The sequence below is a fragment of the Mesorhizobium album genome, from assembly GCF_033977205.1.
Classification (GTDB): Bacteria; Pseudomonadota; Alphaproteobacteria; order Rhizobiales; family Rhizobiaceae; genus Mesorhizobium; species Mesorhizobium album.
In genome coordinates, this window is record NZ_JAVIIW010000014.1 from 93,352 (window position 1) to 115,568 (window position 22,217).

22 protein-coding genes are annotated in these 22,217 nt (G+C 64.4%); 11 read left to right on the forward strand and 11 right to left on the reverse strand.

Annotated features, from left to right (window positions below; all coding sequences use genetic code 11):
• Positions 1-78 precede the first annotated feature (78 nt).
• The 9 genes from RFN28_RS14230 to RFN28_RS14270 all read right to left on the reverse strand — a co-directional run bounded on the left by RFN28_RS14230 (position 79) and on the right by RFN28_RS14270 (position 8,198).
• On the reverse strand, positions 79-960 hold the full coding sequence (locus RFN28_RS14230) for an AAA family ATPase (protein WP_320287965.1): 882 nt from the start codon (positions 958-960) through the stop codon (positions 79-81).
• An 8-nt stretch (positions 961-968) separates the two neighbouring features.
• Positions 969-1,973, reverse strand: coding sequence for a xanthine dehydrogenase family protein molybdopterin-binding subunit (locus RFN28_RS14235; protein ID WP_320287966.1), 1,005 nt, complete (start codon positions 1,971-1,973; stop codon positions 969-971).
• Between the two features lies 1 nt (position 1,974).
• Positions 1,975-3,342: a xanthine dehydrogenase family protein molybdopterin-binding subunit gene (locus tag RFN28_RS14240; RefSeq protein ID WP_320287967.1), complete on the reverse strand. Its 1,368-nt coding sequence runs from the start codon at positions 3,340-3,342 to the stop codon at positions 1,975-1,977.
• 12 nt (positions 3,343-3,354) lie between these two features.
• Positions 3,355-3,837 carry a (2Fe-2S)-binding protein gene (locus RFN28_RS14245; protein ID WP_320287968.1) on the reverse strand — a complete coding sequence of 161 codons (483 nt, stop codon included), beginning with the start codon at positions 3,835-3,837 and terminating at the stop codon, positions 3,355-3,357.
• A 58-nt stretch (positions 3,838-3,895) separates the two neighbouring features.
• On the reverse strand, positions 3,896-4,690 hold the full coding sequence (locus RFN28_RS14250; RefSeq protein ID WP_320287969.1) for an FAD binding domain-containing protein: 795 nt from the start codon (positions 4,688-4,690) through the stop codon (positions 3,896-3,898).
• A gap of 12 nt (positions 4,691-4,702) precedes the next feature.
• Positions 4,703-5,146, reverse strand: a complete 444-nt coding sequence (locus tag RFN28_RS14255) for an SRPBCC family protein (RefSeq protein WP_320287970.1) — start codon at positions 5,144-5,146, stop codon at positions 4,703-4,705.
• Positions 5,147-5,270: 124 nt separating this feature from the next.
• On the reverse strand, positions 5,271-6,098 hold the full coding sequence (locus RFN28_RS14260; protein WP_320287971.1) for a helix-turn-helix domain-containing protein: 828 nt from the start codon (positions 6,096-6,098) through the stop codon (positions 5,271-5,273).
• A gap of 307 nt (positions 6,099-6,405) precedes the next feature.
• Positions 6,406-7,404, reverse strand: a complete 999-nt coding sequence (locus RFN28_RS14265) for an ABC transporter permease (RefSeq protein ID WP_320287972.1) — start codon at positions 7,402-7,404, stop codon at positions 6,406-6,408.
• A gap of 50 nt (positions 7,405-7,454) precedes the next feature.
• A complete protein-coding gene (locus tag RFN28_RS14270; protein WP_320287973.1) occupies positions 7,455-8,198 on the reverse strand; it encodes an ATP-binding cassette domain-containing protein in 744 nt (247 codons plus the stop codon).
• 455 nt (positions 8,199-8,653) lie between these two features.
• On the opposite strand from RFN28_RS14270, the gene RFN28_RS14275 reads away from it, so the two are divergent.
• Positions 8,654-9,643: a sugar-binding protein gene (locus RFN28_RS14275; RefSeq protein ID WP_320287974.1), complete on the forward strand. Its 990-nt coding sequence runs from the start codon at positions 8,654-8,656 to the stop codon at positions 9,641-9,643.
• A gap of 166 nt (positions 9,644-9,809) precedes the next feature.
• Positions 9,810-10,577 (forward strand): FadR/GntR family transcriptional regulator, encoded by a 768-nt coding sequence (locus tag RFN28_RS14280; RefSeq protein ID WP_320287975.1) that lies wholly within the window; start codon positions 9,810-9,812, stop codon positions 10,575-10,577.
• A gap of 19 nt (positions 10,578-10,596) precedes the next feature.
• On the opposite strand, the gene RFN28_RS14285 is transcribed toward RFN28_RS14280, so the two are convergent.
• Positions 10,597-11,535, reverse strand: coding sequence for an NAD(P)-dependent oxidoreductase (locus RFN28_RS14285; protein WP_320287976.1), 939 nt, complete (start codon positions 11,533-11,535; stop codon positions 10,597-10,599).
• Between the two features lie 151 nt (positions 11,536-11,686).
• On the opposite strand from RFN28_RS14285, the gene RFN28_RS14290 reads away from it, so the two are divergent.
• The gene (locus RFN28_RS14290; protein WP_320287977.1) at positions 11,687-12,583 is read left to right on the forward strand and encodes an NAD-dependent epimerase/dehydratase family protein; all 897 of its coding nucleotides are present in this window, start codon (positions 11,687-11,689) and stop codon (positions 12,581-12,583) included.
• Positions 12,584-12,684: 101 nt separating this feature from the next.
• Positions 12,685-13,461 (forward strand): FadR/GntR family transcriptional regulator, encoded by a 777-nt coding sequence (locus RFN28_RS14295; protein ID WP_320287978.1) that lies wholly within the window; start codon positions 12,685-12,687, stop codon positions 13,459-13,461.
• 139 nt (positions 13,462-13,600) lie between these two features.
• Here the strand turns inward: RFN28_RS14295 and RFN28_RS14300 are convergent, their stop codons facing one another.
• A complete protein-coding gene (locus tag RFN28_RS14300) occupies positions 13,601-13,888 on the reverse strand; it encodes a DUF3175 domain-containing protein (protein ID WP_320287979.1) in 288 nt (95 codons plus the stop codon).
• A 315-nt stretch (positions 13,889-14,203) separates the two neighbouring features.
• Between RFN28_RS14300 and RFN28_RS14305 the strand changes: the two genes are divergently transcribed.
• The 7 genes from RFN28_RS14305 to RFN28_RS14335 all read left to right on the forward strand — a co-directional run bounded on the left by RFN28_RS14305 (position 14,204) and on the right by RFN28_RS14335 (position 22,124).
• Positions 14,204-15,376 carry an MFS transporter gene (locus RFN28_RS14305; protein ID WP_320288002.1) on the forward strand — a complete coding sequence of 391 codons (1,173 nt, stop codon included), beginning with the start codon at positions 14,204-14,206 and terminating at the stop codon, positions 15,374-15,376.
• A 162-nt stretch (positions 15,377-15,538) separates the two neighbouring features.
• Complete coding sequence (gene gntR, locus RFN28_RS14310) at positions 15,539-16,567, forward strand: HTH-type transcriptional regulator GntR (protein ID WP_320287980.1); 1,029 nt, start codon at positions 15,539-15,541, stop codon at positions 16,565-16,567.
• 288 nt (positions 16,568-16,855) lie between these two features.
• Positions 16,856-17,980 carry a sugar ABC transporter substrate-binding protein gene (locus RFN28_RS14315; RefSeq protein ID WP_320287981.1) on the forward strand — a complete coding sequence of 375 codons (1,125 nt, stop codon included), beginning with the start codon at positions 16,856-16,858 and terminating at the stop codon, positions 17,978-17,980.
• A gap of 76 nt (positions 17,981-18,056) precedes the next feature.
• Positions 18,057-19,616 carry a sugar ABC transporter ATP-binding protein gene (locus RFN28_RS14320; RefSeq protein ID WP_320287982.1) on the forward strand — a complete coding sequence of 520 codons (1,560 nt, stop codon included), beginning with the start codon at positions 18,057-18,059 and terminating at the stop codon, positions 19,614-19,616.
• On the forward strand, positions 19,613-20,593 hold the full coding sequence (locus RFN28_RS14325) for an ABC transporter permease (protein ID WP_320287983.1): 981 nt from the start codon (positions 19,613-19,615) through the stop codon (positions 20,591-20,593). The genes RFN28_RS14320 and RFN28_RS14325 overlap by 4 nt, the downstream gene beginning before the upstream one ends.
• Positions 20,590-21,576, forward strand: a complete 987-nt coding sequence (locus tag RFN28_RS14330; RefSeq protein ID WP_320287984.1) for an ABC transporter permease — start codon at positions 20,590-20,592, stop codon at positions 21,574-21,576. Before RFN28_RS14325 ends, RFN28_RS14330 begins: the two co-directional genes overlap by 4 nt.
• A gap of 44 nt (positions 21,577-21,620) precedes the next feature.
• Positions 21,621-22,124 (forward strand): gluconokinase, encoded by a 504-nt coding sequence (locus RFN28_RS14335; protein WP_320287985.1) that lies wholly within the window; start codon positions 21,621-21,623, stop codon positions 22,122-22,124.
• Positions 22,125-22,217: the final 93 nt, after the last annotated feature.

Sequence of the window (22,217 nt, forward strand, 5' to 3'; positions counted from 1 at the left end):
AGAGGGGGGTGCAGTCCCGCCAGCGTTGCGGGAGGGGCGCGCGATGCCGATAGGTCGCCGGCTCGGTGAGATCGCTCATTACGCCAGCGCCTCCTCGACTATCCTTCCGAGTTCCGGCGCGATCGAGGACAGATCCTCCTCGTCCTTGATCAGCACGCCGATGGCGCGGCGGAAGGCTTCCGGCCATGGACTGCCGCCTTTTTCGAGAATGGTGGCGGCATTCGCCCATTCGACGGCTTCGGCGATGCCCGGCGGTTTCGCCAGCGGGCGGGCGCGGATTTCCTGCACCGCCTTCGCCACTGCGCGCGCCGTAGCCTCGGCGACGCTGCCGGCGCGCAGCATGATGATCTCGGCTTCGCGCGCGGCGTCGGGATAGCCGATCCAGTGATAGACGCAGCGCCGGCGCAGCGCCTCGGCAAGCTCGCGGGTGCGGTTGGAGGTCAGGATGACGATGGGCTGCGTCGCGGCGCGGATCGTGCCGCGTTCGGGAATGCTGATCTGGAAATCGGAGAGGAATTCCAGAAGCAGCGCCTCGAACTCATGATCCGAACGGTCGATCTCGTCGACCAGCAGCACGCGCTGTTCCGGCGCCCGCAACACCTGCAGCAATGGTCGCGCGATCAGGAAGCGGTCGTCATAGATGTCGATCTCGTGCTCGCCGGCATGGCGGATCGCAAGCAACTGGCGCTGGTAGTTCCACTCGTAGAGCGCATGCGCCGCGTCGATGCCTTCGTAGCATTGCAGCCGCACCAGCTTGCGGCCGAGCAGTTCGGCCACCGCCTTAGCGGCTTCGGTCTTACCGACGCCCGGCGCGCCTTCGAGCAGCAGCGGCTTTCCCAATCGGATTGCCAGGAAGATCGCGGTCGCAAGGCTGTCGTCGGCAAGGTAGCGTGAAGCGGCAAGACGCACCGCCACCGCCTCGGGTGAAGCCGCGATGTGCTCGGCATCGGCGCGGGTCATCTTTCGCTTTAGCCCGCGGCCTGCGCTTTCAGCGCGCGCAGGATGCGTTCCGGCGTGATCGGCAAAGTGTCGATGCGCACGCCGACCGCGTCGAAGACGGCGTTGGCGACGGCCGGGATCTGCGGGTTGGCACACATCTCGCCCGGACCCTTGGCGCCGAACGGGCCGTCGGCGGAAGGGCGCTCCAGCACGATGATCTCGGTCTCGGCGAGATCGCCGGGCCCCGGCATCAGATATTGGTTGAAGTCGGTGCCACCATGGTCGCGGTTCGGATAGTAGGGCTCGGTCGTCTCGTAGAGCGCGTGGCTGATGCCCATCCAGGAGCCGCCGACCAGCTGCTGCTCGACCATCTTCGGGTTCAGCGCGCGGCCGATCTCAAAGACGTTCTTCACCGTCAACACCGTCACTTCGCCCGTCTCGTCATCGACCTCGACCTCTGCCACCGTGCATGCATGGGCATAGCAGGTGGAAGGCTTCATCGCGCCGGTTTCCTTCTCCGGATAGGAGCGCGGGATCAGGAACATGCCGCGGCCGGAGATCGAGCGGCCGCGCTTGAAATGCGCGGAGAGCGCGACATCGAAGATGGAGATCGACCGCTGTGGCGCGCCCTTGACCAGGATGTTGCCCTGGCCGTCGGTCTCGAGGTCCGAAGCATTCACCTCCAACTCTTCGGCAGCCACCTCCAGCATCACCTGGCGCGCTTCCCTGGCGGCCTGGATGACGGCGTTGCCGGCGCGATGCGTGCCGCGCGAGGCGAAGGTGCCCATGCAATGCGGGCCGGTGTCGGTGTCGGCGGTGTCGACGACGACGCGGTCGGTCGGCACGCCGATCGTCTCGGCGCAGATCTGCGCCATGATCTGCTTCATGCCCTGGCCGAGATCGACGCTGGAGAGGGTGACCATGAAATTGCCGGTCGGCGTCGAATGCACGAGCGCCTGGGTCGGGTCGCCGCCGAGGTTCATGCCGGTCGGATAGTTGATCGCGGCCACGCCGCGTCCACGCCGGATCGCCATCTCAGGCTCCCTTCTTGTAGGAGGACATCGCCATGTATTTTTCCGCGACCGGCCAGTTGGCGGCGCGCGAGGCTTCCTGCATGCACTCGATCAGCGCTGCACCCTCGGTCGGCTGGCGATGCGCCTTCATGTCGCCGTCGCGATAGGCGTTGATGAAACGGAATTCGAGCGGGTCCATGTCGATCAGCCGCGCCAGCTTGTCCATCTGCACCTCCAGCGCGAAGTCGCCGATGGTGACGCCGAAGCCGCGCATGGCGGACGAGGGGGTGCGGTTGGTGTAGACGCAATAGGTATCGATCCAGACATTCGGGATCGTGTAGGGCCCGGGATAGTGCGCAGCCCCCTTCTGCGCGCCATAGGGCGAGTGGCGCGAATAGGCGCCGGCATCGGTGTAGCCGGTCACCTTGCGCGCCACGATGCGGCCATCGCTCATGACGCCGTCCTTGATGACGACCGTCTCGGCCGCGCGCGGCGACGAAATCTGCATCTCCTCTTCACGGCTGTAGATGAAGGAGACGGGGCGTCCTGTTAGCTGGGCGGCGAGGATGGCGATCGGCTCGACGATAACGTCGACCTTGCCGCCGAAGCCGCCGCCGACCGTGCCGCCGACGAAATGCAGCTTGCTGCCCGGCATCTGCAGGATGATCGAGGTGTTGTCGAGGGTGAAGAACATCGCCTGCGTGTTGGTGTAGCAGGTGAAGCGGTCATTGCCCTCGGGGGCGACGACGCAGCCAGTCGTCTCGGTCGGCGCGTGCTCGATCGGCGAGGACTGGTAGCTCTGCTCGAGGATATGGTCGGCCTGAGCAAAGCCTGCCTCCACGTCGCCGAAGCGCACCTTGCGGCACTCGCCGCTGTCATAGAGGTAGTGGTTTTGGCCGTGATACTCGTTGACGATCGGCGCGCCGGGCTTCAGCGCTTCCTCTATGTCGAAGACCGCGGGCAGCACCTCGTAGTCGACCTTGACCTTGGCGGCGGCTTCCTGGGCCGCGCGCTCGGTCTCGGCCAGCACCGCCACCACGGCCTCGCCCTTCCAGCGCACCTTGCCGTCGGCGAGCACGGTTTCGTCCTCGGGGCCGATCTGGATCAGGATCAGGATGGTGTAGACGTTGTGTGGCACGTCCCTGGCGGTGAGCACGCGCACGACGCCCGGATGCTTTTCCGCTTCCGACGTGTCGATTGAGCGGATGCGGGCATGGTGGTGCGGGCTGCGCACCATCTTCAGATGCAGCATGCCCGGAAAATTGCGGTCGGCGAAATAGGTGGTCTTGCCCGTGACATGTCCAGGCGAATCGAGCCGCGGCCGCGGCTGGCCGATCTCGTTGAGGCCGTCCTTGCGGACATCGGCGAAATAATCCTTGCGCAGTTCCATGGCTGGTACCTCTCAGGCGGCGTTCTGCGAATTGGCGCGCGCGGCGATCAGCACCGCCTGGATGATCGGTTCGTAGCCGGTGCAGCGGCAGATGTTGCCGGACAGCGCCTCGACCACATCCTCGCGGCTGGGGTTCGGCACGCGGTCGAGCAGCACCTTGGCGGCCATGATCATGCCCGGCGTGCAGAAGCCGCATTGCGTGGCAAAAGCATCGAGGAAGGCGCGCTGCAGCGGATGCAGCACGCCGCCTTCGGCAAGGCCGGCGGTGGTCCGGATGTCGGCGCCGTTGCAGGTTTCGGCCAGCGTCAGGCAGGAAAGCCGCAACTCGCCGTCGATGATAACCGAGCAGGCGCCGCAGGTGCCTTGGTGGCAGCCGCCTTTCGGCGAGGTGTCGCCGATCTTGTCGCGCAGCGCGTGGAGCAGCGTCGTGCCGCTCTCGATGAATTCGGCCTTTTCGGAGCCGTTGAGCGTGAACTGAACCGGGACCTTCGCCATTTTTCCTCCTTGCGCGCCTGCCCGGATGACCGGACAGACGCGCGTCCCCCACGGATGGTTAGCTCAGCAACAGTCGCCCGAGATGGACCGGCAGGACCTCGGCGCGATACCAGGCGCTGGCGATCGGGTCGGTGATCGGTGTGATGCCTTCGCCCGCGGCGGCAAGCGCCGGCGCGATCTCTTCGGGCGTGAGCTTGCGGCCGAGCAGCGCCTTCTCGGCTGCCTTGGCCCGCATCGGACGGTCGGCCATGCAGCCAAGCGCGATGCGTGCCGAGGTCACGGTGCCGTCGGCGGTGCGCGGCAGGAGCGCGGCAATGCTCAGCATCGATATGCCCTTCGGCTTGACCCGCGACACTTTGAGGAAGCGGAAGCTCTCCGCCGCGGGCAAGGAGAAGCCGACAGCCGTGACGATGGCGCGGCTGCTGTCGCGGCCGGAGAGGAAGGCTTCGATCGGCATTTCGCCGTTCTCGATGGCAACGGTGGCGTCCAGCGCCAGCAGCGCCACCGCGAAGTCACCGTAAGGGGCAGGGGCGAACAGATTGCCGCCGACGGTCGCCATGTTGCGGATCGCCGGGCCGCCGACGGCGCGCGCGGCCGGCGCGAGCGCGGCAAGCTCGGGGTAGCGGGCAATCGCCGCCATGGTGACGGAGGCGCCGAGCCGGACCTTGTCGCCGGAAACAGCAATCTGCGAAAGGCCAGGGTCGGTGACGCTTACAAGGCTGGAGACGGAAACGTCGCCCTCATTGGCGGCGCGCACGACCAGCGTGCCGCCGCCGAGATAGCGGGTGCCCGACGCCTGCAGCGCCGCGTTGGCGTCTTTCACGGTCGAAAAAGTCTGCAGCGCAAGCGACATGGCGCGCTCCCGTCAGTTTTTGGCAGCGAAATGGTCCTTCAGGGCATTGAAGCCACCCTGGAAGACATTGGCGCCCATGCCCTCCGCCAGCTTGTCGGCTTCTTCCGGAGCGGCGTCGAAGCTCGCGCTCCATTCGGCATAGGTGCGGTTGCCGTCGGTCACGCGGCGCAACTGCAGCGTCGCCTTGTGATTGGTGATCGGCTGCGGTGTTTCGAGGATCGCGTAGCTGACCAGGAAATTCTCGTCGGAGAAGTCGAGGAGCTTTTCGCGCAGCCGCGCGCCGCTGATTAGCTTGAAGTTGCGCACACAGCCGATGGTGGCGGCGTCCTTGCCGTCCTCGATGTGGCTTTCCACCATGCGCGGATGCCAGTTCGGCAGGCCGTTGAAGTCGCGGATGCGCGCCCAAACCTGCTCGACCGGCGCGTCGATGACGCTTGAAATAGTAACCTTCGCCATAAGCGGGTTCCCTTGCGAATATGGGAAGAAGCCTAGGGCGGCCGACGAGCCGGCGCTTATCAAAGCGTCTCGGAGCCGTATCAATCAGTCTGAAAATAGCCGGACAAAATGAGCGATCGTCAGCTCAGGATAAAGCCCGCGCGGCCTCGCGGTAGAGCGTCGGCGGCACGCCGACATGATCGCGGAAGAAGCGCGAGAAATTGCCTTGGGTGGTGAAGCCGAGATTGCAGGCGACCGAGATCAGCGGCTCTTGCGACCACTGCAGTTGGCGCACGGCTTCCTCCATGCGCAGCGTGTTCCAGTAGACGTTCGGCGTCAGGTTGGTCTGTTCCTTGAACAGCGCGAAGAAATGCGGCCGGGACAGGCCGACGGAGCGGGCGACGTCATCGAAGGAAATGCGCTCGCAGACATTGGCCTTCATCAATTGGATCGCCTTGCGGACGCGGAAATCGAGCATCGTGTTCACGCGGGCACGGGTTGCCTGGGGCGCCGAGGCGTCGGCCGCGTCGAGCACACTGTCGATGAAGCGTTCGATCTCATAGTTGGCGACGTCGTCGATGCTCTCGTTGTCGCTCAGATGGTCGAGCAGGTTCGCCGCCGCCTGATGCAGCCATGGCTCCAGCGTGATCGCCGCCCGCGCAAACAGTGGCGCCGACGAAGGCAAGTCACGGCGCCGGTGCGCCCATTCCGGATCGATATAGAAAGCAAGGAACAGGCCGGGCCTGCCGTCATGGGAAAGCGCGTGACTATGCGGTTGGAACGAGTTGATGCCGGCGGCGGTGCTCGGTCCGAGCCGCACCGTCTCGCGGCCGATGGTCATTTCGCCGGCCGTGCCTTCCAGCCAGATGATCAGATGCGCCTCGCAATGGGCATGGGTGACGAAGTCGTTGGCGACATTCAGGACAGAGACATGTCCGAACCGGCCCCAGTAGAGCCTGATCGCGTCCGTCATGGGTCTATTTCCTCCCGCGGGCGACTGGCCTCCCTTCGCCTGCCGGAGGATTGTGCGACCGGCCTCCGGGCTGCGTCAAGGCGTGGCGGTGCGACGGCAGCCTCGCATCGCCGGTGCGGGCGGATTTTCAGACTGAGCGATAGGGGCTCTCCCTTCTCCCCTTGCGGGAGAAGGTGGATCGGCGCGCTAGCGCCGGGACGGTTGAGGGGTGCTGGGGGAAATGAGGCGCTGGTGGTCTCTCGAACACCCCTCATCCGACCTCGCTGCGCGAGGCGACCTTCTCCCACAACAAGGGGAGAAGGGGAAACTAGTCGCTGCGCCGGAAGTTGCGGATGCGGTCGAACAGCACGGCCAGGATGATCGCGCCGCCGATGAAAGTGCCTTGCCAGAAGGCATTGATGCCGAGCAGGCCGAGGCTGTTGCGGATTACTTCGATGAGCGCGGCGCCGACGATGGCGCCCAAGGCCGTCCCGACCCCACCGGCGAGGTTGGCGCCGCCGATGACGGTTGCCGCGATCACCTGGAGCTCCATGCCGGTGCCGATATTGGTGGTGACGGCGCCGAGCCAGCCGGTCTGGATGATGCCGGCGAGACCGGCCGACAACGCAGAGATCATATAGACCGCGACCTTGATCTGGCGCACCGGCACGCCGGTCAGCGTCGCCGCATGCTCATTGCCGCCGATGGCGAAGATGTGCCGGCCGAATTTGGTCCAGCGCAGGGTGAAGCCCGTAATCAGCGCCAGAAGGATCATGTAGAGCACCGGGTTGGCGATGCCGAACACCCAGGCGCCGCCGCCCAGCGCCAGAAGCTTGTCGTGGTCCGGCCCGAACTGGAAGACGACGGTGTTGTTGGAGGCGACCATGGCAAGGCTGCGGGCGACCGAGAGCATGCCGAGCGTCACCACGAAGGGCGGGAAGTCGAGATAGGCGATGAGCACGCCGTTGAAGGCGCCGATGACGAGGGCGGTGGCAATCGAGACGCCAATGCCGGTGACGATGCCGTAACCGGCATGCATGGTGACGGCGAGCACCATCGAGCACAGGCACAGCACCGAGCCGACCGACAGGTCGATGCCGCCGGTGATGATGACGAAGGTCATGCCGAGCGCGACGATGGCGACGAAGGTGACGTTGCGCGTGATGTTGAAGATGTTCTTCGACGTGGCGAAGGAATCGGTGGCGAGAGACAGGAACAGGCAGGCGAGGATGACCGCGATCACCACCCAGAAGGTCTGGCTGGACAGCATGCGCGACAGGAAAGTGTGCTGCTTCTGCGCGATCGTCTGGTCAAGTGTGACTGCCATTATCGACCTTTCCTGCCGAAGGTGACGCTCACGGGCGCCACGGGGCGCTACTATGCCACTTGCTCGATGGCTCCGGTGATCAGCCCGGTGACTTCCTCGGGCGAACTCGAGGCGATCTTCTTGTCAGCGACCTTCCGGCCGCGCCGCATGACGATGACGCGGTCGGCGACGTCGAAGACGTCGGGCATGCGGTGGCTGATCAGCACGACGGCGATGCCCTGATCGCGCAAGTGGCGGATCAAGTTGAGCACCTCGGCGACCTGCCTGACAGAGATCGCCGCCGTCGGCTCGTCCATCAGCACGATCTTGGCCTGCGACAGCATGGTGCGGGCGATCGCCACCGCCTGGCGCTGGCCGCCCGACATCTGCTTGACGAGGTCGCGCGGCCGCGTCTCGGATTTCAGTTCGGCGAAGAGCTGGCCGGCGCGCTTGTACATCGCCGCATAGTCGAGAATGCGGAACGGGCCGATGCCGCGGCGGAGTTCCCGGCCGAGATAGACATTGGCGGCGGCCGTCAGATTGTTGCAGAGCGCCAGTTCCTGGTGGACGATCTCGATGCCGTGCTGGCGGGCCTCGGCCGGCTTGTGCAGGATCAGCTCCTTGTCGTCCATGCGCATCGTGCCGTGGCTCGGGCGGAAGTTGCCGGCGATCATCTTGACCAGCGTCGACTTGCCGGCGCCGTTGTCGCCCATCAGGCCGACGACCTCACCAGCCTCCAATGTGAACGAGACATCGTTCACCGCCTGGATGGCGCCGAAATGCTTCGAGATGTTGGCGATTTCGAGAACCGACACCAGCCTTAAGCCTCCCCGTTTCTGTTCCACGGGCGCCGGCATCGATCCGGCGCCGCATGGACCTCGCACATCCAACTCCTCCCGAGCGGGTGCGATCGATGCATTTAGGCAAAAGCCCGCATGGGCGTCAATCAACTGTCGGACGATTAATTTCGGAACTCGTCGAAAAATCCGTTTTGTAGGACAAATAGGAATTGACGTTGGCGGCGAGCCGATATTAGCTAGCGTCGGAGGAAGAACTTGCCCTCGCAAAACCGCCGTTCGGCGGATGTAGTGGGCGGGGGGTTGGTCAGGATCCGGCAATGCCAGCGTTCATTCGAGCTGGAACGGATCGGCAAATGCTTATCGGCCCGGCTTAAGACACGTGTATTCGAGGCGACTGCCGTGTGCCTTGCATCCGGGCCGATCGGTGTGGCGGACACGCCGTGTCCGTCTTTTTCAAGGGAGGAGATGATATGAGGAAATCACTTTTGCTCGCCGCCGTCGCCGCCATGGCGTTGGGCGCCGGGCCGGCTTTGGCCAAGAAACAGCTCGTCATTGTCGTGAAGGGTCTCGACAATCCGTTCTTCGAAGCCATCCACCAGGGCTGCGAGAAGTGGAACAAGGAAAACGCCAGCTCCGAGTATGAATGCTTCTATACTGGCCCGGCATCGACCTCGGACGAGGCCGGCGAAGCCCAGATCGTGCAGGATATGCTGAGCAAGCCGGATACGGCGGCGATGGCGATCTCGCCGTCCAATGCGCCGTTGATCGCGCAGACGATCAAGAGCGCCAATCCGTCGATCCCGATCATGACCGTCGATGCGGACCTGACCAAGGAAGACGCGGCGCTGCGCAAGACCTATCTCGGCACCGACAACTATCTGATGGGCAAGCGCATCGGCGAATACCTCAAGAAGGCCAAGCCGAATGGCGGCACGATCTGCACCATCGAAGGCAATGCGGCCGCCGACAACATCCTGCGCCGCGCGCAGGGCATGCGCGATGCGCTGTCGGGCAAGGAAGGCCTTCCGGCGTTGAAGGGTGAAGGCGGCTGGACCGAGGTCGCCGGCTGCCCGGTGTTCACCAATGACGACGGCGCCAAGGGCGTGCAGGCGATGACCGACATCCTCGCCGCCAATCCGAAGCTCGACGCTTTCGGCATCATGGGCGGCTGGCCGCTGTTCGGCGCTCCGCAGCCCTATCGCGACCTGTTCAAGCCGATGGCCGAGAAGATCGCCAAGAACGAATTCGCTATCGGCGCCGCTGATACCATCGGCGACGAAGTGGCGATCGCCAAGGACGGGCTGGTGACCGCGCTGGTCGGCCAGCGGCCGTTCGAAATGGGCTACAAGGCGCCTTCGGTGATGCTCGACCTCATCGGCGGCAAGAAGGTCGATGATCCGGTCTTCACCGGCCTCGACGAATGCACCAAGGATACGGTCGACACCTGCATCCAGAAGTAGGCTTCGAAAAGGGGCGCCCCCTTTGGGCGCCCCTTCACCCTTTTCCGCTCGGACCATGAACGCGGCCTTTGCCTCCGGCAACAGGCGAAGGGCTTCGTGCGCCCGGAATTACTTGGCGGATGTTTGCGGGCGACTTCTGCCTGCGACGGGAGGCACCGGAACGCGGATGCCACGAGAAAAGTCAGGGAAGCGCTTGGCCGAGCCAATCCAGCCGGCCACGATTCGTAGGCCTGAGGCGACGCGGATCGCCGGCCTCAGCGTGCATGCTTCGCTGGCAGGCGAGATCGGCCTGAGAATCGTGCGCGGCGATTATCCTCCCGGCACCATCTTGCCCAATGAAGCCAAATGGTCGGAAACCTTCAACGTCAGCCGTTCGGCGGTGCGCGAGGCGATCAAGATGCTGATGGCCAAGAGCCTGCTCGCATCACGACCCAAGATCGGCAGCTGGGTCGAGCCAAGGGAGCGCTGGAATCTGCTCGATCGAGACGTGCTCGCCTGGTACGCAACCTCGCCCGACCGCGAGGTGTTCCTGAGGACGGTGCAGGAGTTTCGCCACATCATCGAGCCGGAGGCGGCCGCGTTCGCGGCGACGCGGCGCTCCGACGAGCAGATGATCGAGATCAGCCAGGCCTGCCGCGAGATGGGGGAGGCGATGCATATCCAGGAGCGCACGCGCGCCGATACGCGGTTTCATCTCGCCATCCTGCGCGCCTCCGGCAACGAACTGCTGGTGCCTCTCGGCGTGCTGATCGAGTCGGCGCTCGACCATCTCTTCGTCTTCGTCACGCGCGAGCACAGCGACCAGCGGCGGGCCCAGTCCCTGCACGAGGCGATCGAGCGTAACATCCGGCTTCAGCGCCCATCCGCTGCAAGAAGCGCCGTGCACAAGCTGCTCGCCAACACCGACGAGGTGATCCAGCGGTCGCGGCGGTGAGGGGCTCGCCCCGCGGGCGTCAGATCTTCTGCTTCACGCCGTCCTTCGACGGCATCAGGTCGACGCCGTTGAGCTTGCCGATATGCGTGGCCAGCATCGGCACATACTGGTCGGCCGGCCCGGCGGCGAAGGCTGTCGCGAACGAGTTCTTGGTGGCGTTGCCCAGCGGATTGGCAATACCGGCAGCGCCCGCCATCGATTCCAGATAGGTCAGATCCTTGAAGGCATTGGCGATGGAGAATTTGTGCGCGTCGCGGTCGCCCTCCAGCGTCCAGCGCATGAAGGTCTGGTAGAAGCCGCAATCCATGCGGCCGTTGCGAATCACGCTGTCGAAACGCGGCGGCGAGATGCCGACCTTCTCAGCCAGCGCCAGCGCCTCCGAATAGATCGCCGCATAGCCAAGCGAGATGAAGTTGTTGAGCAGCTTCATGCGGTGGCCGTCGCCGGTGTCGCCGATATGGACGATGCGGCCAGCCCAGGTCTCGAGCACGGGCTTCAGCCGGGCGAACACCGCGTCCGGCGCGCCGACCATGGCGTCGAGCGTGCCTTCCCAGGCCTCCTTAGGCGTACGGCTGAGCGGCGCATCGACATAGTCGACGCCGAGCGTGTTGAGCTCGGCGGCTAAAGCCACGGTCGACGTCGGATCGGATGTCGAGCAATCGACCACCACGGAGCCATTCTTCAAGCCTTCCTTCAGCCCGCCGGGGCCGCGGATGATCGCCTCCACCTCGCGCGAGCCGGTGACGCAGATGAAGACGATGTCGGAGGCAGCCGCCACCTCGCGCGACGTGGCAACCTCCTTCGCGCCGCGACCAAGCAGGTCTTCCGCCGGCTTGCGGTTCTTGCGGCCGAGAAAGGTGAGCGGATAGCCCTTGTCGACGATGTTCTTGGCGATGCCGTGCCCCATCAGGCCGAGGCCGATGAAACCGATGTTTTCGCGGGCAGCGGTGGTGGTCATGTCGTTTCGTCCCTGTCTTTGCTGATGGATCGGCGCCGACCAGCCGCGTGCTCTGCCATGGAGGTTTCGCGGGCCGTGGCGGTGGCGGGCGACTGCGGAATGCCATATTGTCTGACAATACGCATAATTCATGAGCAATGTGGAGAGCAAAATGACGAAACGGATCATGTTCACCGGCGGCAGCGGCAAGGCCGGCCGCCATGTCGTACAGTATCTGGTCGAGCATGGCTGCCAGGTGCTCAACATCGACACCAGGCCGCTCGACAACCCGAAGGTGCGCACGCTGATCACCGATATCACAGACAGCGGCCAGGTGTTCAACGCGCTGTCGAGCTATGCGGGGCTGCATGAGTTCGATCCGTCGCTGCGGGCGCAGCCGGTCGATGCCGTGGTGCATTTCGCCGCCATCCCGCGCATCATGATCACACCGGACAACGAAGTGTTCCGCATCAATGCGATGGGCACCTACAATGTCATCGAAGCGGCGGTGAAGCTCGGCATTCGCAAGGTGATCATCGCTTCCAGCGAGACGACCTACGGCCTGGTCTTCGCCAACGAGCCGCGCAACCCGACGCATTTTCCGCTCGACGAGGACTACGATGTCGATCCGATGGACAGCTATGCGCTGTCGAAGATCGTCAACGAGAAGACGGCGCGCGCCTTTGCGCTGCGCAGCGGCTTCGACATCTATGCGCTGCGCATCGGCAACGTCATTGAGCCGCACGAATATACGCTGTTCCCGAAATGGTTCGCCGATCCCGGGTTCCGCAAGCGCATCGCCTGGAGCTACATCGATGCCCGCGATCTCGGGCAGATCACGCTGCGCGCCATCGAGAAGGACGGGCTGGGCTACCAGGTGTTCAATGCTGCCAATGACGACACCTCGTCCGACCTGCCGACGGCCGAGTTGCTGGAGCGCTTCTATCCCGGCGTGCCGGTGAAAACCGAGCTCGGCGAATATGAAACGCTGCTGTCGAACCGCAAGGCGCGCGATGTGCTCGGCTTCCGGCCTGAGCACAGCTGGCGCAAATACGTGAAGACCGAGTGAAGGGAGCCAAATCCGGCTGAGCTGTGCACATCCCGGCGCGTTGCGGCAAAGCTGGCGTTGCCGTGCTTGACAGCTTCTGAAAACCGGACTTTCTGGACAATATGCGGGACGCAAAGCCGAACAACGAGAAAAGGCCGACGAAAGCGGCATCCGCCGAGCGCGCGGCGGGCGTTCGCCGGCCGGACGCGCCGCGCATCCCGGGCGCCAGCGTGCACACGTCGCTGGCGAGCGAAATCGGCCTTCGGATCGTGCGCGGCGATTATCCGCCGGGCACCATCCTGCCAAACGAAGCCAAATGGTCGGAAACCTTCGACGTCAGCCGTTCGGCCGTGCGCGAGGCGATCAAGATGCTGATGGCCAAGAGCCTTCTGGCGTCGCGGCCCAAGATCGGCAGCTGGGTGGAGCCGAAGGAGCGCTGGAACCTGCTCGACCGCGATGTGCTCTCCTGGTACGCGACCTCGCCGGACCGCGAGGTCTTCCTGCGCACGGTGCAGGAGTTCCGCCACATCATCGAGCCTGAGGCGGCGGCCTTCGCCGCGATGCGGCGCACCGACGAGCAGATGGCCGAGATCAGTCAGTCCTGCCGCGAGATGGGCGAGGCGACCAATCTGCAGGAGCGCACGCGCGCCGACACGCGCTTCCACCTCGCCATTCTGCGGGCCTCGGGCAACGATCTCCTGGTGCCGCTCGGCGTCTTGATCGAATCCGCCTTCGACCACCTCTTTGCCTATACGACGCGCGAACTTGACGACCTGCAGTACGCCCAGAAATTGCACGAGGCGATCGAGAGGAACATCCGGCTGCAAAGGCCGGATGCCGCGCGCAACGCCGTGCGCAAGCTGCTTGCCAATACCGACGACGTCATAAGGTCGAGATAGCCGCCTAAAGCGCGCTGCGCCGAACCGGATTCAGGCGACGCGCCTTAAGTCTTTGTGCATGTCGTTCGCCCAAAACGCCGCGCATTTGGGCGACATTCATTAACGGCCCCGGCCCACACCAAGCTTTAAGCGAGCCCGGCTAATTCTGCTTTTCGCGTCCGAAGGCGACGCGCAATTCGTCCTTGGCCTTTTCCAGAACCCGCTTTCGCTCCTCCGGCAGGTTCCTGCCGGCGCGGTTGATGTAGAAATTCAGCATCGACATTGCGGACCGGAACGGCTCTGCCTTGCGGCGATGGCTGTGCTCGGCGGAGCGCTTCAGCGAGGCGGCGATCTTCTTGGCATCGTCGGATTCGAAGATGTGCTCCTCGAGATCCAGCGCATCGCTGTGCTTGGTCACCTCAGCCGACCATTTCTTGCTGGCGGTCATGATGAAGCTCCTTCCCAATGCATGTCGCCCAAAGTGCGCAGCGGTTTTGGGAGAACAACATGCATCAAAACAAAGACCTAAGCGCGTCGACTAACACGTTTCTGCGCAACGCGCTTCAGGGGCACAACTCCGGTGAGCATAGCCGGTTCCAAGTTTCTGGAGCCACGGATTTACCGGTCGTGGCGCTGCTCGACGCGGGAATGCGCCGATAGTGGTGACGGACCGCCGGTCACGAGAACAGCGACAGGAAACGTCTTGACGACAATCTCCCGAAACGCGGCGAGCAGCCCGGGCATCGATAGCGGCTATGCATGGATGCGGCTCGGGATTTCCTTGCTGCTGGCGACGATCGGCGGTGTCGGCATGTGGGCCGTTGTCGTGGTCCTGCCCGCTGTGCAGGCGGAGTTCGGCATCGATCGCGCGGCCGCGTCCATTCCCTACACCGCGACTATGGTGGGCTTTGCCGCCGGCAATGTGCTGGTAGGACGCGCCATCGACCGCGTGGGTTATTGGATACCGGCACTCGCCTCCGCGGCGGCGCTCGGTGCGGGCTTTCTGCTCGCCTCGCTTGCCAATTCGATCCTTGGCTTCACGCTTGCCCAAGGGCTGCTGATCGGCGTCGGCACCGCGGCGATCTTCGGCCCGCTGATCGCCGATATTTCGCATTGGTTCAACCGGCGCCGCGGCGTCGCCGTGACGGCCGCCGCCTCCGGCAGCTATCTGGCCGGGGCAGTCTGGCCAACCGTGATGCCCTATGTCATGCAGGGCCAGGGCTGGCGTTTCACCTATGCAGCGATCGGTGTGTTCTGCCTTGCGACCATGGTGCCGCTGGTGCTGATGCTGCGGCGGGGCGCGCCGCACCAGGCCGCTCAAGGCTCGCCGGGAAGCCGGCCGGTGCAGCCGATATCGCTGTCGCCGTCAGCGCTGCAGATGCTGCTGGTCGTCGCCGGCTTCGGCTGCTGCATGGCGATGTCGATGCCGCAGGTGCATATCGTCGCCTATTGCATTGACCTCGGCTACGGTGTCGCGCACGGAGCCGATATGCTGTCGATCATGCTGGCGGCGGGCGTCGTCAGCCGCATCGGTTCGGGTTTCCTCGCCGATCGCATCGGCGCGGTGAAGACACTGCTCATCGGCTCGGCGCTGCAATGCCTGTCGCTGCTCTTCTACATTCCCTTCGACGGGCTCGTCTCGCTCTATGTCGTCTCACTGATCTTCGGTCTGTCGCAAGGCGGCATCGTGCCCTGCTATGCGATCATCGTTCGCGACTACATGCCGGCCAAGGAAGCCGGCCAGCGGGTCGGAATCGTCCTGACGGCTACCATCTTCGGCATGGCGGTCGGCGGCTGGATGTCGGGCTGGATCTACGATCTCACGGGCTCCTATGCCGCCGCCTTCCTCAACGGCATCGCCTGGAACCTGGTCAATCTTGCGGCGATTTTGGTCCTCATGTGGAAGGCAAGGCAGAGTGCCGAGGCACTGGCCTGACGTCCGTCAGCGTGGCTTGGACAGGCTGATCCATCGCTTGACAACGGCCATGGCCTGCGCGACCCAGACCGAATGGGACGGGCTGCGGGATATGACTGCTGTGGCTAGGATGTTGATGGTCGGCTCGCCGCGGTGCTTCTTTCGCGCAAAAAGGGCAGGGCTGTGACAAGGCCTCGCTCGCGCCGGGGTGGCGGTCGCCCGACGATTGCCGATGTCGCGCGCAAGGCGGGTGTGGGCGCCATCACCGTGTCGCGCGCCCTGCGCGAGCCCGGGCGGGTCTCGGAAGATCTGCGCCGGCAGATACAGGTCGCCGTCGACGAACTCGGCTATATCCCGGATCCCAACGCACGCGCGTTGGCTTCGGCGCGCGCGGAGGTCTTCGGCGTCCTGGTGCCGTCGCTTACCAACAACGTCTTCGCCGAAGTGGTGCGCGGCATTTACGACAGCCTTTCGGACAGCCCGATCCGCATCCAGATGGGCAACACGCATTATTCGGGCCTGGAGGAGGAGCGCCTGCTGCAGCTGTTCGCCTCGCAGCGTCCGGCGGCGCTGATCGTGGCCGGGATCGACCAGACGCAGCTGTCGCGAAAGCTTCTGGAGACGGCCGGCTGCCCGGTGGTGCAGGTTATGGAAACCGGGCCCGATCCGGTCGACATGCTGGTCGGGTTCTCGCATTTCGACGGCGGCCGCACGGCCACCGAGCACCTGATCGAAGTGGGCTACCGGCGGATCGGCTTCATCGGCGCACGCATGGATCCGCGCTCGCAGCGGCGCCTTGCCGGCTATCGCGCGGCGATGGAGGCGGCGGGCTTGTTCGACCCTCGTCTGATCACGACCACGCCGCTTTTGTCCAGCGTGACACTCGGCCGCGAGCTTCTGCGCGATGCGCTGGCCAAGATGCCGTCGCTCGACGGCGTCTTCTGCAACAATGACGACATCGCGCTTGGCGTTCTGTTCGAGTGCCACCGCGCCGCGATCGCGGTGCCGAAGACCATCGGCATCGTCGGCTTCAACGACCTCGACATGATGCAGGCGGCTTTCCCGTCGGTCACCAGCGTTCGCACCCATCGCTACGAAATCGGCAGGCGCGCCGTCGCCATGGCATCGGCCGCGATCGCGGGAAACCGTCCCGAGCAGCGGATCGTCGATCTCGGTTTCGAGCTCATGCGTCGCGAGAGCACAGCCCGTTGAAACGCACAGACGCGACTGTGCGAATGCCGGTTTACACTGCAATATGGTAGCGCTACCATCACTTTTGTGGAGTTGTTGGGGCGTGCCGGAGACCTGTTTATTATACATAAGCAACAGCTCATACTTGTTTATTATGTATAATATGCTAGATTTTTGGACCCTTGGAGGAACGAGGGGGAGGACGAAGGGGGACGACGCAGTCGCCCCCAAGCGCATCGGACTGGCAGGAGGATGCCGGCCGACAGCGCCAGGAAGCAACAAGCAGAACTGCAACTGGGAGGAATACCGATGATCAAGTCATTCGTTGGCGGCGTCATTGCCGCCACTGCATTCGTCATGCTGAGCTCTTCGGCGATCGCCGGTCCGGAAATCGTCAAGGGACCGTCGGCGGAGCCCGACTGCTTCGCGCCCTGGGCGGCCGATACACAGTTCTTCAAATATCCGAAAAAGGAAGGGCCGTACCGTATCGCGCTTGCCAATGGCTATATCGCCAACACCTGGCGCATCCAGATGATCCAGACGGCCAAGGCCTATGCCGCGCAGCCGGACGTGGCCAAGAAGCTGAAGGAATTCAAGGTGGTGTCGACCGGCGAGGATGTGCCGGCGCAGATTTCGGCGATCAACAACTTCATCGATTCCGGCTTCGACGCGATCGTCGTCAACGCCCAGAACCCGACTGCGTTCGGGCCGGTCATCAAGCGCGCCAAGGAAGCTGGCGTCATTCTCGTGGCCTTCGACAACATCCTCGACACCAAGGACGCCATCAACGTCAATGTCGACCAGAAAGGGCTTGGCGAATTGTGGGGCAAGTGGCTGGTCTCACACGTGCCGAACGGCGGCAAGGTGCTTGAGGTGCGCGGCGTTGCCGGCACCTCCGTCGACACCGACCGGCATAATGGCATCCACGAGGTTCTCGATGCGTCGGGCAAGAAATGGAATGTCACCGAGGTGGTCGGCAAGTGGGACGACGGCGTGGCGCAGAAGGCCACGGCCGACGCGATCGCCACCAGCGGACCGTTCGACGGCATCACCGGGCAGGGCGGCGACACCGGCATCGTGCAGGCGATGATCGACGCCAAGCATCCGTTCGTGCCGTTCGGCGGCGAGACGGAAAACGGCTTCCGCAAATTCTGCGCGGCGCATGCGGCGGATGGGCTGAAATGTTCTTCGGCTGGCACCGGTCCGGCGCAGGTCGCGGTCGCCATCAAGACGGCGATTGCAGCCCTCGAAGGCAATGTCGTGCCGCAGTCGGTCAAGCTGCCGCTGGCAATCGTCGAGGATCCGAACTTCAAGGCGGGCCAGGATTTCTTCCCCGACCAGTCCGACAATTTCTTCGTCGGCAATTCCTTCCCGACCTGCGGCATCAATTTCACCGCGCAGGAAATCATGGGCCAGACCAAGGAAAACAAGTAGCCTGATCATCCGGCGCCGCGGGAGAGCCGCGGCGCCGGCACTTGATGCCAATCGCGAACTGGCCTGGGGAGGGCTGATGGACGGCGTGGCTCCGCTCTTCCGCATGGAAGGCATATCCAAGCGCTATGGCGGCGTGCGGGCCTTGGAGAAGGCCGACCTCTCCGTCACGGCCGGCAGCATCCACGCTATCCTCGGCGAAAACGGCGCCGGCAAATCGACCTTGATCAAGGTCATGGCCGGCGTCGTCGCGCCCGACGAAGGCCGCATGGTGCTGGACGGCCGCGAAGTGACCTTCGCGTCGCCGGCAGCTGCAAACCAGGCCGGTATTGTCTGCATCTTCCAGGAGCTGTCGCTCATCCCGGAGCTCAGCGTCGCCGACAACATCGTTATTTCAGATCCGCCGAAACGCTTCGGCATGATCGACCGCAAGGCGCAGCGGCGCATCGCAGAAGAGGCTCTTGCCCGCGCGGGCGCCTCCGATATCCACCCGCTGGCACTGGTCAAAGACCTGCCGCTGTCGCGCCGGCAAATGGTCGAGATCGCCAAGGCGCTCGCCAGGAAGCCGCGCATCCTGATCCTCGACGAGGCGACCTCGGCGCTGACGGCGGCGGATGTCGCCAAGATATTCGGCGTGCTCAAGCGGCTGCGCGAGGAAGGGCTGGCGCTGCTCTACATCTCGCACCGGATGAACGAGATTGCCGAGCTTGCCGACCAGTGCACGGTGTTCCGCAACGGCCGCAACGTGGCCAGCTACGCAGCGGGTTCGAAGAGCGACAACGAAGTCGTCGAACTGATGATCGGCCGCGAATACAGCCACATTTTCCCGGCCAAGCCGGCCCGGTCCCTATCGAGCACGGTCCCGGTGTTGGAGGCGCGCAACCTTTCCTGGAGCGACCGGCTGGACAATATCTCATTGTCGATTGCAGCCGGAGAGGTCGTCGGGCTTGGCGGGCTGGACGGCCAGGGCCAGCGCGAATTGCTGCTGGCATTCTTCGGCGTGCTGCGCGGCCTTTCCGGGCAGATCCTCATCGACGGCAAGCCGGTTTCGATCGCCAGCCCTTCCGCCGCGAGCGATGATCGCATCGGCATGGCGCTGATCCCCGAAGACCGCAAGACGGAAGGGCTGATGCTGCCGATGACGGTGCGCGAGAACCTGTCCTTCGCAGCGCTCGACAGGCTGTCGAAAGGCGGCATCATCGATCGCGCCGCCGAACAGCGCCTGATCGACGACATGGTCGGGCTGCTGGCCATCAAGACGGCGGGGCTCGACATTCCGGTCGGCGCGCTCTCCGGCGGCAATCAGCAGAAGGTGGTGATCGCCAAATGGCTGATGCGGCAGCCGCGCATCATCCTGCTCAACGATCCGACGCGCGGCATCGATGTCGGCACCAAGCAGGAGCTTTACCAGCTGATGCGCAAGCTGGCCGACGCGGGCGCCGCGATCCTGTTCTATTCGACCGACTATGACGAGCTGATCGGCTGCTGCGACCGCGTGCTGGTGCTTTATGACGGGGCGGTCAAGCGCGAGCTGGCCGGCGCCGAGATCACCGAGCACGCGCTGATTGCCAGCGCGCTCAATATCCACGGCGAGGCCGCGCCAAAGCATGGAGAGGGCATGAAAGGAGGCCCAGCGTGAAGGATTGGCGCTACTGGCTGGCCGAACAGCGCGGAACGCTGCTGGCGTTCGCCATCTTCATCGTCATGTTCGCCATCTACAGCGCGAACCATCCGGCCGGCTTCACCGCCAATGTCGTGCAGACGGCGGCGAACAAGGGGGTGCTGCTCGCTTTCGTCGCCATGGCGCAAACGCTGGTGGTCATCACCGCCGGCATCGATCTCTCGGTCGGCATGATCTTCACGCTAACAAATTGCATGGCTTCCTGGCTGGCGGTCGGCACCGGCCTCGAAACCGCATTCGGCGTGGCGGCCGTGCTCGGCACAGGGCTGCTTTGCGGCGCGGTCAACGGCGCCATCGTCATTTACGGCCGCCTGCAGCCGATCGTCGCGACAATCGCCACAGGTGCGGTCTATTTCGGGCTGGCGCTGCTTTTGCGACCGGTTCCTGGCGGATCGGTCAACGAGGACCTCGCCGATTTCCTGACTGGGCGCTTCTTCGGCGTCGTGCCGGCGAGCCTTGTGGCGCTGTTTGTCGTCGTGCTCGTCGTGTGGGTGCCGTTCAGCCGCTCCGAGCTCGGCCGCGCGGCCTATGCCGCAGGCTCTTCAGAGACGGCGGCCTATATGTCGGGCGTACCGATCCGCAGGGGCAAGTTCCTCGCCTATACGCTGGCCGGCCTGCTTGCCGCGATCGGCGGCCTGTTCCTCACCTTCTTCACCTATACGGGCGAGGCCGCCTATGCCAGCGGCAATGCCTACACGCTGTTCTCGATCGCAGCCGTCGTGCTCGGCGGCGTGTCGCTGTTTGGCGGCAAGGGCAGCGCCATCGGCGCGATCTTCGGCGCCTTGGCCTTCCGCACCATCGGCGACCTGCTGTTCGTCTTCGACTTCGACCCGCTCTGGCAGCCGCTGTTCCAGGGCGTTATCCTGTTGATCGCGGTCAGCCTCGGCGCCTTCGCGCTGTTCAGGGTGCGCAACCGGCTGGAGTGGTTCCTGTGAGCGAAACGACGCTTGGCGGCATTGCCGGCCGCATGCCGAAATTCATCCGCCGCGCCGATCCGGCGGTGGCGACGGCCTTCGCCTGCATCGTGGCGCTGCTTCTGCTCGGCAGCCTCTATTCGCGCAGTTTTCTCTCGCCGGAATATCTCTTGCAGCAATTGAAGGTGGCTTCGTTCCTCGGCGTGATAGCCACCGGCATGATGCTGGTCATCCTGCTCGGGCAGATCGACCTGTCGGTGCCGTGGTCTGTAGCGACAGGGGCGATGATGGCTTGCGCGGCGGCTGCCTATGGTCCGGTCGGCAGCGCGCTCGCCATCCCGTTCGGCATCTTGTGCGGTGGGGCGATCGGCATCGTCAACGGCATCGGTGTTGCGTATCTGCGCATTCCCTCGATGATCATCACCTTGGCCACCAACGCCGTCGCACAAGGGTTGATGGTGGTCTATACGGGCGGGTTCTCGCCGCAGGATTCGGCGACGGTGGCGATGCGCTATCTTGCGACCGGCTTTGCCGTTCCCGCCGTGCCCAATGCCGTCATCATCTGGGCGCTGATCGGTGCCGCAATGGTTTTCGTGCTGACGCGTACCAGCTTCGGCCGCGCCGTCTACGGCATCGGCAACCGCGAGCGCGCGGCTTACCTTTCCGGCATCGACACCCGCCGTGTGGTGCTGATTGCCTTCGCCGTGTCCGGCGGACTCTCGGCCTTTGGCGGCGTCCTGCTCGCCGGCTACGCCTCGAAAGCCGCGCAGTCGATGGGCGATGCATATCTGCTGCCGTCGATCGCCGCGGTGGTGCTGGGCGGCACTTCGATCCTCGGCGGGAGAGGCTCCTATCTTGGCACCGTCGCCGGCGTGATCCTGATCACGTTGCTGCAATCGATCCTGTCGGTCATGCAGATGCCGGAAGCGGGACGGCAGATCATTTACGGCGTTGTCATCGTCGCCATGCTTCTGCTTTATGGGCGCACGCCGGCAAGTCGCTGATCGTGGATGAGAAAAGAGCAAGACCGCAGCCGCCGGTGCCTCGAATGAACGACCCCCGGGCAGCGCCGGCGATCGTCGTGATGGGCGTGGCCGGCTGCGGCAAGACGGTCGTCGGCGAGGCGCTGGCCGAGATGCTGAAGGCAGTCTTCATCGAGGGCGATCGTCTGCATCCGCCGGAAAACGTGGCGCGCATGGCGCGCGGCGAGCCGCTGACGGATGCGCTGCGCGTGGGCTGGCTCGACGCCATTGGCGAGCGCATTGCGGCCTCAGTCGGTAACGGTCAGAAAGCGGTGGCGGCCTGCTCGGCGCTGAAGCGCAGCTACCGCGACCGGCTGCGCCGCTTTTGCCCAGGCATCGTCTTCCTCTATCTCAAAATCGATCGCGAGACGGCCTGGCGCCGGGTCGCGGGCCGCAAAGGCCATTTCATGCCGGCAAGCCTGGTCGACAGCCAGTTCGCGACGCTGGAGGAGCCAGGCCCCGACGAGCTCGCGGTGACGGTGGATGCGACGCGGGCCGTCGTCGGGATTGTGAAAGGGGTCCTCCGCTAAAGCATGTCTCCCGAAAGTGGGAGCCGGTTTCGGGACAAAGACATGCGCAAAATCAAAAACCTAAAGCGCATGGAGCGAATCTGAAAGATCGCG

What these genes read in the sequence shown, in the direction of transcription:
- RFN28_RS14315 (WP_320287981.1), top strand. Translation starts at nt 16,856, where the DNA reads ATGATCAAGTCATTCGTTGGCGGCGTCATTGCCGCCACTGCATTCGTC.
- RFN28_RS14295 (WP_320287978.1), top strand. Translation starts at nt 12,685, where the DNA reads ATGCGGGACGCAAAGCCGAACAACGAGAAAAGGCCGACGAAAGCGGCA.
- RFN28_RS14280 (WP_320287975.1), top strand. Translation starts at nt 9,810, where the DNA reads ATGCCACGAGAAAAGTCAGGGAAGCGCTTGGCCGAGCCAATCCAGCCG.
- RFN28_RS14335 (WP_320287985.1), top strand. Translation starts at nt 21,621, where the DNA reads ATGAACGACCCCCGGGCAGCGCCGGCGATCGTCGTGATGGGCGTGGCC.
- RFN28_RS14235 (WP_320287966.1), bottom strand. Translation starts at nt 1,973, where the DNA reads ATGGCGATCCGGCGTGGACGCGGCGTGGCCGCGATCAACTATCCGACC.
- RFN28_RS14260 (WP_320287971.1), bottom strand. Translation starts at nt 6,098, where the DNA reads ATGACGGACGCGATCAGGCTCTACTGGGGCCGGTTCGGACATGTCTCT.
- RFN28_RS14230 (WP_320287965.1), bottom strand. Translation starts at nt 960, where the DNA reads ATGACCCGCGCCGATGCCGAGCACATCGCGGCTTCACCCGAGGCGGTG.
- RFN28_RS14320 (WP_320287982.1), top strand. Translation starts at nt 18,057, where the DNA reads ATGGACGGCGTGGCTCCGCTCTTCCGCATGGAAGGCATATCCAAGCGC.
- RFN28_RS14245 (WP_320287968.1), bottom strand. Translation starts at nt 3,837, where the DNA reads ATGGCGAAGGTCCCGGTTCAGTTCACGCTCAACGGCTCCGAAAAGGCC.
- RFN28_RS14255 (WP_320287970.1), bottom strand. Translation starts at nt 5,146, where the DNA reads ATGGCGAAGGTTACTATTTCAAGCGTCATCGACGCGCCGGTCGAGCAG.
- RFN28_RS14240 (WP_320287967.1), bottom strand. Translation starts at nt 3,342, where the DNA reads ATGGAACTGCGCAAGGATTATTTCGCCGATGTCCGCAAGGACGGCCTC.
- RFN28_RS14305 (WP_320288002.1), top strand. Translation starts at nt 14,204, where the DNA reads ATGCGGCTCGGGATTTCCTTGCTGCTGGCGACGATCGGCGGTGTCGGC.
- RFN28_RS14300 (WP_320287979.1), bottom strand. Translation starts at nt 13,888, where the DNA reads ATGACCGCCAGCAAGAAATGGTCGGCTGAGGTGACCAAGCACAGCGAT.
- RFN28_RS14250 (WP_320287969.1), bottom strand. Translation starts at nt 4,690, where the DNA reads ATGTCGCTTGCGCTGCAGACTTTTTCGACCGTGAAAGACGCCAACGCG.
- RFN28_RS14290 (WP_320287977.1), top strand. Translation starts at nt 11,687, where the DNA reads ATGACGAAACGGATCATGTTCACCGGCGGCAGCGGCAAGGCCGGCCGC.
- RFN28_RS14265 (WP_320287972.1), bottom strand. Translation starts at nt 7,404, where the DNA reads ATGGCAGTCACACTTGACCAGACGATCGCGCAGAAGCAGCACACTTTC.
- RFN28_RS14285 (WP_320287976.1), bottom strand. Translation starts at nt 11,535, where the DNA reads ATGACCACCACCGCTGCCCGCGAAAACATCGGTTTCATCGGCCTCGGC.
- RFN28_RS14275 (WP_320287974.1), top strand. Translation starts at nt 8,654, where the DNA reads ATGAGGAAATCACTTTTGCTCGCCGCCGTCGCCGCCATGGCGTTGGGC.